Raw genomic sequence first — 14,856 nt, 5'->3', positions numbered from 1 at the left:
CAATATTCAATTTGTCAAGAGTAAATTGCGTATTCATGAGTGCATTATATCACACGTTTTTATTTGCGCTAATAGTGAATCACATTTTCAGACTCTCTAATGCGGTTTATAATTTTTTCTGACTCAGGACTCGTAAAAAATTTATATGTGCAGTCCGGTACAAGCCCCCTAATGCGTGAAAAATCGCCGTCTTTTATTGCCTGCCTGATTATTACTTGGCAGTCTGCCTCAGTTTTTCGCGGAATAATTACGCATTTAATATTATGTCATGAATCAAAGAGGGTCAATGCGTAAAATTTTATTTATTCAGGAACGGACGCAAATAATTTCATACGTTTTTGGACGATATTATATTTTGGGTTAGCTTGCATGATTAAGTCGGCCATTACTTTGGGATCATCGGGCAAATGATACGTACATAATGCTAATTTAGGCGCAAATTCACGCAAAACTCCTTGAGCACCTTCTAACATATGACGCTCAAAGCCTTCAATATCGGATTTAATGAAGTCGACTCGGGGTAAATTATTTTCGTGAACAAAATCGTCAAGTTTGACAGTTTCTACAATAGTTGATGTCTCTTGCATATTTTCGTGGGGCTTGTTCATTAAAGCATTTCCGCCGGAATTACCGTCAAGATTTACAAAAAGTGTCGAGCTGGTATTCTCATTTGATAGACCTTTTTTGACGGGAATAATATTTTTGTTGAGTTTAGCTGTCTGTTCGAGATATGCAAATGTTTTATCAACCGGTTCAAATGCGTAAACGGCCTCTGCACCTCTTACAGAAGCATACGCCGCAAAATCTCCTATCCAGCTGCCTGCGTCGATTACAATATCACCGGGTTGAACTGTAACATTTACTTTATCATTCACAAGCCCGTAAAGTCCCTCACACAAAAATTTGTCGTACCTATCATAAATTATTTCGTCGTATTTGTCCTCACAATTTATATAAGAATAAAATGTATCAGGCAAAATAGCTTCTCTAAATAATTTTTCGTCGCTGGGTTCAAGAATGGGGATTCTAACATCTTTTATTTGATAACAATTTCCCCTGAGAAAAACTTTTCTGAATCGTTTGGGGAGCGAATCGAGATAAAAATTTGTCTTCTTCCCGAATGCTTCAAATATTCTGTCAAGGTACATATAACAAAATTCTTTAAATCCGCCGTTATTTTTTCGTAATGTCCCGATTCTGTATCGGAAAGTTCTAATTATATGCAAAGTAAATCACTCCCATAAAAATTTAACGCCCCGCCGCACACACGACAGAGCGTCAATATTTATATTTACTGCTGATGAATTATTATTGTGATAGTTATAATTATCTCGACAAGTTATTAATAAGCATAATAATATCCTGATACCTGATACCTGATACCATTATGCGGCCAATATTCAATTTGTCAAGAGTAAATTGCGTATTCATGAGTGCATTATATCACACGTTTTTATTTGCGCTAATAGTGAATCACATTTTCAGACTCTCTAATGCGGTTTATAATTTTTTCTGCTTCAGGACTCGTAAAAAATTTATATGTGCAGTCCGGTACAAGCCCCCTAATTCGTGAAAAATCGCCGTCTTTTATTGCCTGCCTGACGTTTGACGCGCTTATTACTTGGCCGTCTGACTCAGTTTTTCGCGGAATAATTACGCATTTAATATTATGTTCGGGCAGTTTCTCGGACATGATTTTATTGTAGATTCCTGTAACTAAACTTTTTGGCTCATCACCGACGTAACGCGAATTAATGCCGAGTGAGTTAGCAATCTTTACAAATACGCTCAAATCCAAATTTGCGTGACTCTCGATTACTGCGCTGTCGTCCTTCTGGAAATAGCTGGGGAAAGTTGCACTGCTGATTATATACGGGCCTGTGTCGTGATAAATTATATTATGTAAATGGCTTGTTCCCTCGATGACTAATTTTTTTCTCACGTCAAATGGAATTAATGAAGCATCCTCGCTGACTATGAACAAATGCAAAATATCATTTTCCCGTGAAGCAGTCTCTATTAAATATTGATGTCCGAGCGTGAAAGGATTAGCATTTACAACGAGTGCCGCAATTTTTCCGCCGTCTTTCTTTGTTTTCGCGAGTTCTGACAAGTAATCGTTAAAACCTGTGCGCCGATTTTCCATGAACACAATTTGATTATCGACCCTGACAATTTCGTAAAAGCCTAAGTCCCCGAAAAATTTTGCAGAATCGCACTTAGTATACAGAAATAAATGATAAATTTTGCGCTCGTATTCATATTGCACTAAATGCGACACGATTTCATTCATGAGTCCTTCGCCCTGATGAGATTTGCTCACGGCCATACATCGTAAAGTGTTCCCGAAACAGCTGCCGGTTGCGATAACGTTATAATCATCGTCATAAATTGCGCAGGTGTAATCGAGATTTTTATCACGCCTGATACCTTCAGCGAGCAATAATTTATCAATGGCTGCATTTGCTCTCTTGTCGGACTTATAAATTTTGGAGACGGACATTTTTTGACACTCCTTTATATTTACTTGTGAAAAATTTTAAACAGTGTGATATAATTCTGCAAGTGTTGAAAAAAGGAGAATTGGCCGAGCGGTCGATGGCGGTTGACTTGAAATCAATTGAGGTGCAAGCCTCCGGGGGTTCGAATCCTCCATTCTCCGCCAGAATATAATTCAGATACAATCTGTTCAAGATATAGAGCCTGCAATGAAGCGGGCTTTTGTGTTATTGTTATTCCAACAAAATATATACATCACTGTGCAAGAAAAATTTTATATTAGCTTTTGTAGAGCCAACAAAGAAAGGAGTAATAACAAGGCAAAAGCGCAAAAGCTGCATGATTCGTGATGAACGAGGCTTATATTTGCGTATTGATTCATATTGGATTTTGCGTTACTGGGGAAACAAGAAAGAACATAAACTCTAAGCAGTAAAAGTTTTGCATCTTCGCGCAAAAAATTATTTCAGGCGTAATTATACTGCGGCCAACGAAAGCAGACATTGACGCACAACCGGCACCGCTATAAGAATTGCATTTGTTTATATATTACACTAGAATATTCATAAAATTTTATATATGAGGTCATGAAGTATGCTCAAAAAATTTTGTCTTGTATTATTATGCGCTCTGGTGTGTAGTTCGCCTGTTCACGCGTTCGGGATTTATTCTTTTGATAATTATAATCAATGGGAACATTTTGATCAAAGAATGATAGTATTCATGCAGGACGTTTTGAAATTAGCAAATAATATAGCTGCGTTCAATAAGCCTATTTTCGAGACAAAATTAACGCGTCAAGAACGAAAATGGTTCGATATGGGCGACGACGAGGGAGAATATACGCCGATAATATATAATAGAATCTGGGCAAAAGATAAAACGCTTGTTCTAGGTGGTGCAAGAAGTGATAAAAAATTTCATGCGTCATCATTCATTACTGTAGACCCTGAAATAAAATTTACCGGCGGGATTCATGTAGGAGCAAGCACAAGAGTATTAGAAAAATTTTTCGGGAAATCTCTAGCTTCAATGACTCAGAATAACAACGGCGTAACGTCTGTAGAACTCATGGTAAACGACGCAACAGAGCCCCCGTTATGCGACGTGAGAATAATTTTCAAGAACGGCGTTATAACAATGATTAAATTTGATTCAAGTTTGGACATGAGAGAAACAGGACAAATCGCTGATAAATGGATGTTCGCAAAAAGTACTATGTCATTTGCAAGAAAACAGGCGCAGAAAATGGGATTCCCTGCACCCTATTTTTATGACAGTGATATTAATTAACCGGCCTTATATAACGTCCATGAACCCACGCTGATGAAGAGTCGTCGTCGGGGTCTTCGATTTCATACCAAATTTCGCCGTCAACAGAAGTCTGCGATAAAACAGTAACTCTATCGCCCTTGAAAAGTCTTCCGATTATTTCAGATTCTGTGTCAGGGCCCTCACGATAACGCACATAATCGCCGGTGCAGACTCCGCGCGCCGGGAAATCATTAAATCTTCGTGCTGATTCTGATATTCCCGCAAACATGAACACGAACACGAGAACAAGTGCTAAAATTTTTCGCATGATAACAATTCCTCCTGTAATTAAATTTTTGCTCTATAATTTTCGCGTATTATTGCGATGCTGACAAGTTTATTATTTCGCATTACGTGCCATATGTCAAAGCCGTTAACCCTTTTTGCCCTGCTATTTTTTGCGATTGCTGCGCATGTGTGCATGTCTAAAATTTTCCCGTTGCATAATAATTTGCCGTCTTGATTTAACTGCGCTATGTCTTGGCCGTTGTTGAGATAAAATTTTTCTCCCGCAAAAAAATATCCCGCTGAAATCATTTCTTGCATTGAGACTCTTTTGGGCTTGATGTCAAATTCTGCGCGTGAAATATCAGAGTCTTCAAATTCTATAGAGTCTAATCTCATTTTGCCGGCCTCACAGTATTTATTATCAGCTTCTATCATGATGTAACGTCTTCCGAGTTTTTTTGCTGCAGCTGCTGTTGTCATTGTGCCTGCGAAGGGGTCAAGCACTAAATCATTTAATCGCGAAGAAATTGCTATGATTCTTTCGAGTAACTGCAGGGGCTTTTGTGTCGAGTGTAATTTATTCCCGTCAGAATCTTTTAATCTCTCACTGCCCGAACAAACCGGAAATTTCCAGATAGACCCCATTTGATGATGATTTGAGTCAATATTTAATTCTTTAGCGGTCTTATAATTGAATGTGAATCGCGAATTTTTTTCACGTGCTGCCCATATTAAAGTCTCGTGGCTGTTATTGAGTCTCGTTCCCATAAAATTTGGCGTGGGATTGCTTTTTTGCCATATAACGTCATTTATGAGCCAGTAATTTAATTCCTGCATGATTGCCCCGATTGTGTAAATGCACTGCATAGAGCCTATAACCCATATTGAGCCGTCATGCTTTAGGAGTCTTCTGCATTCACTGAGCCATTCGCGCGAAAAATTTTCGTAATCAGCAAGAGACTCGAATTTATCCCAGTAATCATTGCAGCCGTTGAACTCTGTACCTTCGACTCTGTGTAAAACTTTGCCGGTTCTCATCCAGTAGGGCGGGTCAGCGAAAATTAAATCTATGCTTGAGGACTCGAGAGTCTTTAAGTATTCGAGTGAGTTGGCGTTAATAATTACGTTTTCCATGATAGATAATAGCCTCCTAATGTATAATATATAATATCACATAAAATTTGGTGAATTTAATGGCTGATTCAGTTGTTGATGTGTTTATGCTGCGACTAACGGGAGCAGCCAATGACGCGCAACCGGCCCCGGTTGTAAAAAAGGTTTTTGCCTTTGACTTTGCATTTGCTGACAAATTATTCAGACGGGAAAATATAATTTACTTGATCGAACAGAAGATTCGCGATGACCACGACAGCACAAAGAAGAGAGGCCAATATAATAATTTCCGCGAAAAATTTTTATCACTAGCTGAAATTTACCCTGACTGCGAAATAAAAGCTGTGATGTGGTTTATTGATGACAGCCTCAAGAAGAACCAAAAATTTTATAACGAGCAGGCCGCTTCAGAAAAATTTTATCGAGTCAACGTTTATATATTATACGGAATAGAATTATTCACGAAAATTTTCAACCGTCTAGACATTTGGCAGGAAATTTGCGGCCATCTCACACGCAATAAAAACGAGCGCAATAACGAAATATTATTTGCACTACGGAGACTCAAACGCGAAAATTTTTCACTCTTCAATAAATTATTAAACTCTCCAGAATATAATCAATTACGCGCAGAATTATTCCCGACAAAAATTAATCTCAACCGCGCATAAAAATTTTAATCGCATACAAAAAATTTTTTCTCCGTGAAATATTGCAAACTCTTTAACGAATCAACATTTTTGTAGTTGTAAATGTAGTTGTAAAATATTTATCTTGCATTCAATCGCGTGAATAAAAAAGTGTGAGATTTATTGACGTTTATTATAGCAAAAAAATTGCCTCCCGCCGAAAAATTATATCAACGAGAAGCAAAATATTTTCGTAAAAACTTTTATGCAAATTTATGCTACTGTAATATCTTTGCAGAGATAAACATCTTGTACTGCATTAATAATTTGTACGCCTTCATTCATTGGACGCTGGAAAGCCTTACGACCGAGAATTAATCCCATTCCGCCGGCTCTCTTGTTGATTACTGCTGTTCTTACTGCCTCGCTTAAATCACTTGCACCGCCCGAAGCACCGCCCGAATTAATCAAGCCTGCACGACCCATATAACAATTTGCAACTTGATAGCGCGCTAAGTCAATCGGATGATCCGTCGTTAATTTCTCGTACATTTCCTTTGACGTTTTTCCGTAACCTTTGCCCATCGCTAAGTAACCGCCGTTATTTTCGGGTAATTTCTGCTTGATGATGTCTGCTTCGATTGTTACGCCTAAATGATTTGCTTGTCCGGTTAAGTCTGCTGAAGCGTGATAATCTGTTACAACATCGTCTTTCTTGATCTTGAACGCAGAATTTCTCAAGTAGCACCATAAAATTGTAGCCATTCCCATTTCATGAGCTTTATGGAACGCTTTAGAAATTTCCTGAATCTGACGAGTCGACTCCGGGCTGCCGAAATAAATTGTTGCTCCTACTGCCACTGCTCCTAAATTATAAGCCTGCTCGACTGACGCAAATAAAACTTGATCGAACTGATTCGGATAAGTCAATAACTCATTGTGATTTATCTTGAGAACGAACGGAATTTTATGCGCATATTTTCTCGCGACTGAACCAAGAACGCCGAGAGTCGTTGCTACAGCGTTGCAGCCTGCTTCCATTGCAAGTTTAATAATATTTTCCGGATCGAAATAAATCGGATTAGGCCCGAATGATGCACCCGCGCTGTGTTCGATTCCCTGATCTACGGGCAAAATCGAAATGTAACCGGTATCTGCGAGTCTGCCGTGACTAAAAATTGTCTGCATTGCGCGTAAAACTTGTATCGGTCTGTCCGAGCAGCTCATGACTCTGTCAACAAAATCTGCGCCCGGAAGTGATAATAAATCCTTTGAAATAGTTTCGCACTTGTGAGTCAATAATGACTCTGCCTCTGAACCTAAGAGTGCTTCAATTTTTCCTAATTCCATAATTAATAAAGCCTCCTTTTATTCTTTCGCGAACATTATACAACCTTCAGCAATTACTAACACGCCCGACGCAATTAATCCGCAGCCTATGACCATCATTACAGATAAAGCACTCACAATCGGCGACAAGCACATTAACAGCGCAACAAAAATTAACGCCATTCCATCAATAAGCATGAACCACCAGCCGCGAATTTTTCCTCCTCCAAGCCACAAAGCCGCGCACGTTCTCGAAATTCCGACGGAAAACAGCCAGAAAGCTACTGCAAACGGGATTATAAATGCTGTCATGCCGGGCTGAAGAAATAATAATATTCCCGAAATTAAATCAAGAATCCCCCAGACTATGAATCTTTTAAGCCTGAAATAATAAAATCCCGAAAATAAATTCAACGCCGACGCAATTAAACCTATTCCGATAAAGAATCCTACTGACATTAAAGCGTCTTCAGGATGATAAAGAGTCAATGCTCCCAGCAAAATTAATATTATGCCGTTGATGTAAAAATTTATGCGTGAAGTTCTCATAATTAGTTGCCCTCCGATAATAAATTATTTAAGTCATTATAAACCTGTTCGCGCGTTTGAAATTGAATCCCCTTGAAGCCGCACAAAATTGCAGCCTGAACATTTGCGGACAAATCATCAATGAAGACACATTCAGACGGGATCAAATTATATTTTTTCGCGAGAGTGTCATAAATTTCGGGGTCAGGTTTCAATAATTTAACGTCGCAGGAAAATATACCCCCGTCCATTAACGGCAGAAAGTCTAACACATCGGGATTTGCATTCATCACAAAGCGTGAATAATTTGACAAGTAATAAATCTTATAGCCGCGAGCTTTTACACTTTTGAGCCATTCGGGAGTCTCCGGACGTTTGCTTAATGTTTCGCCGACTCGTGAAAAAATTTTATTGAACTCTTCATCATGGCCGGGGGCTGCGTTTCTTATGGTGTCAAAAACTTTTTGGGGATCGTCGCCGGCATCGAGTCTGTCCCAGCGTCCATTACCCCAGACGGCATTATTTAATTTAGCGATTAATTCATCTTGGCCGGGAAATAAACTTTGCATGTAGCCCGACCAGTTGAAATTTATTAAAACATTGCCGATGTCAAATATTACGTTCTTGATCATGAAATTTTTACTCCCAGAGATTTAAGCTCATTGATATTTTTCTTGTGTTCGTCTTCATTGACCCACGCGAGACAATTTGCAAATATTTCTACATTATGACCGGATTTAATGAGAGCTAAGATACTTTCACGCACGCAAAATTCGCTTGCAATTCCTACGACAATTACATTTTTGCCGATTACATCACAAATTTTTTGACCGGACTTATTTTTTGCCTCAAACGCTGAATATTCCTCGACTGAGTCATTTTGTCCCTTGTAATAAATATTTTCATCGTTGGGACGCTGTGAAGGATTCTTTATTTGCTGATAAAAAATTTCGTGAATCTCTGCCCCGTGAGTATCTGCTTGACAATGAACCGGCCAAGTTCCGCCATTAGGGATATAACTGCAATGCTTTGGGCTGTGAGCGTCGGCTGAGTAATAAATTTTTGCGTCCGGGTGAGAGTTTATGAAAGCAGCAATATTTTTCACGGCCTCATCCGAGTGAGCGCAGGCAAGAGACCCGTCAATAAAATCGTACTGGCAGTCTACTACTAATAATTCTGTCATGGGAAAAAATTTCTCCTTTCGTTATAGTAAATCTTCAAGCATTCCCATATATTTATTATAACGAATATACTTGAATAACTGTAAAACTTTTGCTGCGACCAACACGAATTTGACTTTGCTATAACAAATCTTCAAGCATTCCCATATTATTAATTATCGCGAGTGAGTCATTAATTATCTGCATAAATATAGCACAGCCTGTACCTTCGCCGAGTCTCATTGATAAATTAAGTGCTGGAGTCAGATTCAAAAATTTTGCGGCATAATTATAAGCAGGTTCTAAAGACTCATGAGACGCAAACATATAATCACGGCATAAATTATTTAATCTGCAGGCCAACAACGCAGCAGCAATCGATATAACCCCGTCAATTATAATTGGAACGCGATAAACTGCACCGCCGATAAATATTCCAGTCATTGCAGCAATGTCAAGCCCGCCCACGCAGGAAATAATATTTATTGGGTCAGTAAAATTTTTCTCGTGAAGTGCAAGAGCTTCGAGAATCACATTTTTTTTGCGCGAAAATTTTTCGTCGTCGAGTCCTGCACCCCGCCCGATTAGTGAAATATCGCGTGAGTTCAAAGCCGCCATTATGCAAGCAGCTGCACTAGTTGTGTTAGCCATTCCTACTTCACCAGTGCCGATTAAATTAACTCCGTCAGATTTTGCCTCGCCGACAAGATTAACTGCGAACTCGATAACTTTTTTTGCTGTCTCGTAAGTCATAGCGCGTGAATGCAAGAAATTTTCTGTGCCGTTTTCCATGAATTTATGAGTGCAAATATTTTCGTGAGGAGCTAAATTTTTTACTCCTAAATCGTAGAGTCTTAGTTCTGAATCTGCCTGACGAGCTAAAATATTTATTGCTGCATTTTGTTTTATTGCGTAGACCTGCATTAATTTGCGCGTAAAATCTTGAGGCGATGAACATACTCCCTCGTTGTAAATGCCGTTATCAGCTCCGAATAAATATATAGCTTTTCGTGAGATAAAATTTTTTGCCTGACCTGTGATACCTGCTATTTTGATTGCGATATTTTCGAGTTGGCCGAGACTCCCTGAAGGCTTAACAAATTTTGCGTGAAGTTCTCTAGCTTCGTTCATTGCGTGAGAGTCGAGAGATTTAATATTTTGTAAAGCGTTGTAAAGATTCATTATTTCACCCTTGTTATTATTAATGCAGTTATTATAAAATTTTTTCGGGAAGCATGACAAAATATTTTTGTTGTATGTGTGCGATCTGTTGTTTTATCGCCTGTAATTATAAATGAACGTTTTCGAAAGATTTTATTAAATTTTTCCTTTAGCGCCATTATCGAATCGCAGAAAAATTTTGTGCAAATATAAGCTATAATAATTTAATCAGATTCAAAACTTTTATATTTATTGAGGGGAGTGTTTGTATCAATATGAACCTGCCAACGTTTTTAGGCGGAGTCCATCCACCTGAGGGCAAAGCTCTAACAGAGAATAAGGCAATAGAAATTTTGCGGCCTGAAGACTCTCAAGAGTTCATTTATCCGTTATCACAGCATATCGGCGCACCCTGCACACCTATTGTAGCGAAGGGCGATGAAGTCAAAGCCGGTCAAAAAATTGCAGACACAGACGCATTTGTATCAGCTCCGATTTTCTCGGCTGTATCGGGAATCGTGAAAGATATTGCGCCTCACATGACTGTAGCAGGAAGTATCGAGAACTGCATAATTATCACCAGCGACGGAAAATATACGCCTGCACCGTCATTGCTTGATGAATTAGGACACAAGCCCGCACCTAGTGAGTACGTGAAATTAATTCGTTCTGCCGGCATTGTAGGACTTGGCGGAGCATGTTTCCCGACTCACGTAAAATTGTCGCCTCCTGCCGGAAAAGTTATCAAATGGGTAATTGTCAACGCTGCCGAGTGTGAGCCGTATTTAAGCTGTGATAATCGCTTAATGATTGAGTCGCCCGATGAAATTATTCGCGGTCTTGGTTATGCACTTGAGATTTTCCCGGAAGCAAATGGAATCATAGCAATCGAGAACAACAAGCCCGAAGCTATAAAAACTATGACCGAACACAATAATAATGCGCGAATAAAAATTATGCCTCACACCGTAAAATATCCTCAAGGCGCAGAAAAAATGTTAATCTGGTCAGTAACGGGTCAAGAAATTCCAGTTGTCCCAGCTTTACCGGCTGATGTAGGCTGCATAATTCTCAACACCCGCACGACATGGCAGATCTGCAAAGCTATTGAAGAAGGAAAGCCCTTAACCGAGCGCGTAATTTCTGTAACGGGAGACGCAATCTCAGAACCCAAAAATTTGCAGGTACCTCTTGGAATTTGCGTAAGAGAATTAACAAATGCCTGCGGAGGATTCAGAGATGAACCCGTGAAAATTCTTGCAGGCGGGCCTATGATGGGTCTTGCAATGCGTTCTATTGATGTACCGGTCGTAAAAGGCACGTCGGGAATCTTGGCATTAACTAAGAAACTTGCTTACTTGGCCGAAGAAAGCGCGTGCATAAGGTGCGCAAAATGTGTCGAAGCCTGTCCCATGCACTTAGAACCGACATTTTTAGATCACGCTGTAAGACGCAGAGATTATGAAACTTTCGAGGCTCATTCCGGCATGAATTGTATCGAGTGCGGTTGTTGTGCATATGTCTGCCCGGCATCAAGACATTTGACTCAGAGCTGCAAAGACGGTAAAGCAGCAGTAACGGCCGCAAGACGTAAAGCAGCAGCAAAAGCAAAACAGGAGGCGAAATAATATCATGTCAAAACTTGTAGTATCTTCTTCACCTCATGTGCATTCAGAATTTAGTACACGCAAAATTATGGGCATGGTAATACTTGCTTTAATTCCGGCGGGAATAACAGGAACATATTTTTTGGGCTTGAGATCTCTTGCAGTAATAGCAGCCTGCATAATTGCATGTGTATTAAGTGAATTTTTCTGGAACAAATGCGTAATGAAGCGCAAAAACACTATCAATGATTTATCAGCAGTAGTAACGGGATTATTGCTCGCTTATAATTTGCCGCCGACGATTCCAATTTGGATGGCCGTTTGCGGGAGTATATTTGCGATAATAATCGTCAAAGAATTTTACGGCGGTATAGGCTGTAATATCGTGAATCCTGCCTTAGCTGCACGCGCAATGATGTTAATTTCGTGGCCTACAGCTATGACAACATGGACAGTGCAAGGCGTATCGGGTGCAACTCCTTTAGCAGCAATGAAGGCCGGAAGCGTCGCAAATATTCCTTCATTCTGGAACATGTTAGCTGGAAATATGGGCGGCTGTATTGGTGAAACGAGCTCAATTTTGTTAATTATCGGCGGAATTTATTTAATCTGGGAAAATGTTATCTCGTGGCGTATTCCGTTGACTTATATATTAACGACTGCGATTTTAGCGGCATTGTTCAAACACGGCGGATGGATGTACCCTCTTCATGAAATAGTAACAGGCGGTTTATTACTGGGTGCTATTTTCATGGCGACAGATTATACAACTTCACCGATGACGGAAAAAGGACAATATATTTACGCGTTTGGGTGCGGTTTACTTACTGCATTAATAAGAACGTTCGGCGGTTATCCTGAAGGAGTCTCATACTCGATTTTAATCATGAATGTAGCTGTGCCGTTGATTGATAAATATACTGCTCCTGTAGTCTTGGGTGCGCCTAAGAGCAATTTTTTCAAGAGAATGGGAGGTAAAGCATAATGTCAGAAAAAGTAAATGACTCTGTATCCTTCAGCGATGTTCTCAAGAAAGCTGTACATTTAGGCGGGACTCTATTAGCTGTTACGGCTGTTACGGGCTTGATACTGGGACTCGTGCAGAATTTTACGGAGCAGGCAATCAAGCAGACTGAATTAGCAGCAAGAAACGCAGCATTTCAAAACGTTATGCCCGACGCAAAAAATTTCACAGATTATGACGTAAAATCAGATGAATTTGTCGCAGCAGTCTATAAAGCAGATAACGACTCTGGGCTTGTGGGCTGGTGTTTGTCAATAAATTCTAAAGGTTACGGCGGAATAATTAATTTCATCGTCGGAGTAACTAAAGACGGCCAAGTCAAAGCGATAAATATTTTGAGTCACTCGGAAACGCCGGGACTCGGTGCAAAATCTACAGAACCGGAATTTTACGAGCAATTTAACAATAAAAATTTATTCCCGTTGAAAGTAGTTAAGGGAGCCGCAAGTAATCCCGACGAGATCGCCGCAATTTCCGGAGCAACAATCACATCAAATGCAGTAACAAGCGGGGTAAATGCTGCTGTCGAATACTGGAACGCTAATTTAAAGGGGGTTAATTAATTTGGCACAGAACAATTTTAGAATCATTACAAACGGGATTTTATCGGACAACCCTACATTTGTGCAGTGTATTGGGCTTTGTCCTACTTTGGCTGTTACAACGAGTGTAGCAAATGGTCTCGGAATGGGCATAGCGGCGACTTTCGTATTAATTGCGTCGAATGCAGTTATTTCGCTGTTAAGAAAAATTGTCCCTGATGAAGTAAGAATCCCTATTTTTATTGTTGTTATAGCCGGATTTGTTACGGTTATAGAGTTCTTGATGAAAGGTTTTGCGCCCGAATTAAATAAATCGCTGGGAATATTTATCCCGTTGATAGTCGTAAATTGCATAATTCTTGCGCGTGCGGAGGCCTTTGCGTCGAAAAACGGCGTGTTTGCTTCAATTCTTGACGGTGTAGGAATGGGACTCGGTTTTACAATTGCGTTAATGTTTCTCGGCTCGATTCGTGAAATTTTCGGCGCGGGCACATGGTTTGGAAATCCTGTAGTGAGCTTTGAACCTGCAATGTTAATCGTACTTGCTCCGGGAGGTTTTATCGTTCTCGGTTGTTGTATGGCTGCATTTAAGGCGATTCAGGCAAAGGCAAAGGGACTCGGCGCGACTCCTGCTGAAGCAAAAACGGGCTGCGGGTGCTGTGCTATGGCTAAATTCTGCGGCAAAACTGAATCCGAGAAATCAGAATGTGAGGCGAAATAAATTATGACAATGACAGAATTATTTTTGCTGTTCTTAAGCTCAATATTTGTACATAATATTTTGTTATCGCGATTCTTGGGTTGTTGTCCGTTTATGGGTGTAAGCTCGAAATTAAAGACTGCTCAAGGAATGGGCGCGGCTGTTGTATTTGTTATCGTGTTAGCTTCATTAATGACGTGGCTGACATATAATTATCTGCTTGTGCCTCTTCATCTTGAATACTTGTACACACTTTCATTTATATTAGTAATTGCTGCACTCGTTCAATTTGTAGAGCTTGCGTTGAAGAAATTAAACCCGACTCTTTATAAATCGCTGGGAATATTTTTACCGTTAATTACGACAAACTGTGCAGTTCTCGGAGTTGCTGTCTTGAATATGAATGAAGGTTACGGGCTTGCGGCTTCACTTGTAAATGCGTTAGGTTCATCACTGGGCTTCTTGCTGGCTATTTCGTTAATGGCAGGCATTCGTGAAAGAATCGAGGAGAACGAAGGAATCCCCGTTGCGTTACAGGGTCTGCCGATGGCGTTAATCACAGCTGGTTTAATGTCGATAGCTTTTATGGGCTTTACCGGCATAATAAAGTAAGGAGGCTTATAAATGAATATTTCACATGTAATGATTGCTCCTCTTGCTTTAATGGGAATAATGGGAGGAATTTTCGGAGTCCTTCTTGCTGTAGCGTCAATAGTTTTTAGAGTACATCAGGACGAGAGAATCGGCTTAATTCGTGCTGCTTTGCCCGGTGCAAACTGCGGCGGCTGCGGTTATCCCGGCTGCGATGGTTATGCTTCAGGAGTTGTTAATGAAGGTGCACCAGTAAATAAATGCTCAGTCGGCGGAGCTGCTGTAACGGAAAAAATTGCGGCAATTATGGGTGTTGCTGCTGGAGATTCTGTCCCGTTAAGAGCGTTTTTACGTTGCAAGGGTACGAAAGAGTGTTCACCTCGTCAATTAGTTTATGAAGGTATCAACGACTGCAGATCTGCTGTAACGAT

The 14,856-nt window shown here is 40.0% G+C and carries 17 protein-coding genes and 1 tRNA gene; 9 read left to right on the top strand and 9 right to left on the bottom strand.

The window, feature by feature from the left end:
• Window positions 1-302: 302 nt before the first annotated feature.
• Both IJT21_08035 and citC read right to left on the bottom strand, forming a co-directional pair.
• Window positions 303-1,226, bottom strand: coding sequence for an FkbM family methyltransferase (locus IJT21_08035; protein ID MBQ7578196.1), 924 nt, complete (start codon window positions 1,224-1,226; stop codon window positions 303-305).
• Window positions 1,227-1,462: 236 nt separating this feature from the next.
• Complete coding sequence (gene citC / locus IJT21_08030; GenBank protein MBQ7578195.1) at window positions 1,463-2,503, bottom strand: [citrate (pro-3S)-lyase] ligase; 1,041 nt, start codon at window positions 2,501-2,503, stop codon at window positions 1,463-1,465.
• Window positions 2,504-2,577: 74 nt separating this feature from the next.
• On the opposite strand from citC, the gene IJT21_08025 reads away from it, so the two are divergent.
• Both IJT21_08025 and IJT21_08020 read left to right on the top strand, forming a co-directional pair.
• Window positions 2,578-2,665 (top strand) — tRNA-Ser (locus IJT21_08025).
• Between the two features lie 428 nt (window positions 2,666-3,093).
• A complete protein-coding gene (locus tag IJT21_08020) occupies window positions 3,094-3,792 on the top strand; it encodes a hypothetical protein (GenBank protein MBQ7578194.1) in 699 nt (232 codons plus the stop codon).
• Here the strand turns inward: IJT21_08020 and IJT21_08015 are convergent.
• A complete protein-coding gene (locus tag IJT21_08015; GenBank protein ID MBQ7578193.1) occupies window positions 3,785-4,081 on the bottom strand; it encodes an SH3 domain-containing protein in 297 nt (98 codons plus the stop codon). The two genes, IJT21_08020 and IJT21_08015, sit on opposite strands and share 8 nt — an antisense overlap.
• Window positions 4,082-4,101: 20 nt before the next feature.
• A complete protein-coding gene (locus IJT21_08010; GenBank protein MBQ7578192.1) occupies window positions 4,102-5,175 on the bottom strand; it encodes a site-specific DNA-methyltransferase in 1,074 nt (357 codons plus the stop codon).
• A 59-nt stretch (window positions 5,176-5,234) separates the two neighbouring features.
• On the opposite strand from IJT21_08010, the gene IJT21_08005 reads away from it, so the two are divergent.
• A complete protein-coding gene (locus IJT21_08005) occupies window positions 5,235-5,825 on the top strand; it encodes a hypothetical protein (protein MBQ7578191.1) in 591 nt (196 codons plus the stop codon).
• 231 nt (window positions 5,826-6,056) lie between these two features.
• Here IJT21_08005 and IJT21_08000 read toward each other — a convergent pair whose 3' ends face one another.
• From IJT21_08000 to cobT, 5 genes are all read right to left on the bottom strand, one after another.
• On the bottom strand, window positions 6,057-7,133 hold the full coding sequence (locus IJT21_08000; protein MBQ7578190.1) for a class I fructose-bisphosphate aldolase: 1,077 nt from the start codon (window positions 7,131-7,133) through the stop codon (window positions 6,057-6,059).
• A gap of 18 nt (window positions 7,134-7,151) precedes the next feature.
• Complete coding sequence (locus tag IJT21_07995) at window positions 7,152-7,661, bottom strand: DUF308 domain-containing protein (GenBank protein MBQ7578189.1); 510 nt, start codon at window positions 7,659-7,661, stop codon at window positions 7,152-7,154.
• Between the two features lie 2 nt (window positions 7,662-7,663).
• Window positions 7,664-8,272 (bottom strand): HAD family phosphatase, encoded by a 609-nt coding sequence (locus tag IJT21_07990; GenBank protein MBQ7578188.1) that lies wholly within the window; start codon window positions 8,270-8,272, stop codon window positions 7,664-7,666.
• The gene (locus IJT21_07985) at window positions 8,269-8,823 is read right to left on the bottom strand and encodes an isochorismatase family protein (protein ID MBQ7578187.1); all 555 of its coding nucleotides are present in this window, start codon (window positions 8,821-8,823) and stop codon (window positions 8,269-8,271) included. The genes IJT21_07990 and IJT21_07985 overlap by 4 nt, the downstream gene beginning before the upstream one ends.
• A 118-nt stretch (window positions 8,824-8,941) precedes the next feature.
• Entirely contained in the window at window positions 8,942-9,982 is a 1,041-nt protein-coding gene (gene cobT, locus IJT21_07980) for a nicotinate-nucleotide--dimethylbenzimidazole phosphoribosyltransferase (GenBank protein ID MBQ7578186.1), read from the bottom strand.
• Between the two features lie 254 nt (window positions 9,983-10,236).
• Between cobT and rsxC the strand changes: the two genes are divergently transcribed.
• From rsxC to IJT21_07950, 6 genes are all read left to right on the top strand, one after another.
• Window positions 10,237-11,589, top strand: coding sequence for an electron transport complex subunit RsxC (gene rsxC, locus IJT21_07975; protein MBQ7578185.1), 1,353 nt, complete (start codon window positions 10,237-10,239; stop codon window positions 11,587-11,589).
• Between the two features lie 4 nt (window positions 11,590-11,593).
• A complete protein-coding gene (locus IJT21_07970; protein MBQ7578184.1) occupies window positions 11,594-12,553 on the top strand; it encodes an RnfABCDGE type electron transport complex subunit D in 960 nt (319 codons plus the stop codon).
• Window positions 12,553-13,155: an RnfABCDGE type electron transport complex subunit G gene (locus IJT21_07965; protein ID MBQ7578183.1), complete on the top strand. Its 603-nt coding sequence runs from the start codon at window positions 12,553-12,555 to the stop codon at window positions 13,153-13,155. The genes IJT21_07970 and IJT21_07965 overlap by 1 nt, the downstream gene beginning before the upstream one ends.
• A gap of 1 nt (window position 13,156) precedes the next feature.
• On the top strand, window positions 13,157-13,855 hold the full coding sequence (locus tag IJT21_07960) for an electron transport complex subunit E (GenBank protein MBQ7578182.1): 699 nt from the start codon (window positions 13,157-13,159) through the stop codon (window positions 13,853-13,855).
• A gap of 9 nt (window positions 13,856-13,864) precedes the next feature.
• On the top strand, window positions 13,865-14,446 hold the full coding sequence (locus IJT21_07955) for an RnfABCDGE type electron transport complex subunit A (GenBank protein MBQ7578181.1): 582 nt from the start codon (window positions 13,865-13,867) through the stop codon (window positions 14,444-14,446).
• 12 nt (window positions 14,447-14,458) lie between these two features.
• On the top strand, window positions 14,459-14,856 hold a 398-nt coding region (locus tag IJT21_07950; GenBank protein ID MBQ7578180.1), incomplete at its 3' end, for an RnfABCDGE type electron transport complex subunit B.

It is taken from the genome of Synergistaceae bacterium (assembly GCA_017443945.1).
GTDB lineage: Bacteria > Synergistota > Synergistia > Synergistales > Aminobacteriaceae > JAFUXM01.
The sequence above is the reverse complement of the archived record's forward strand: the minus strand, read 5'-3'. Positions and strand labels throughout refer to the sequence as shown.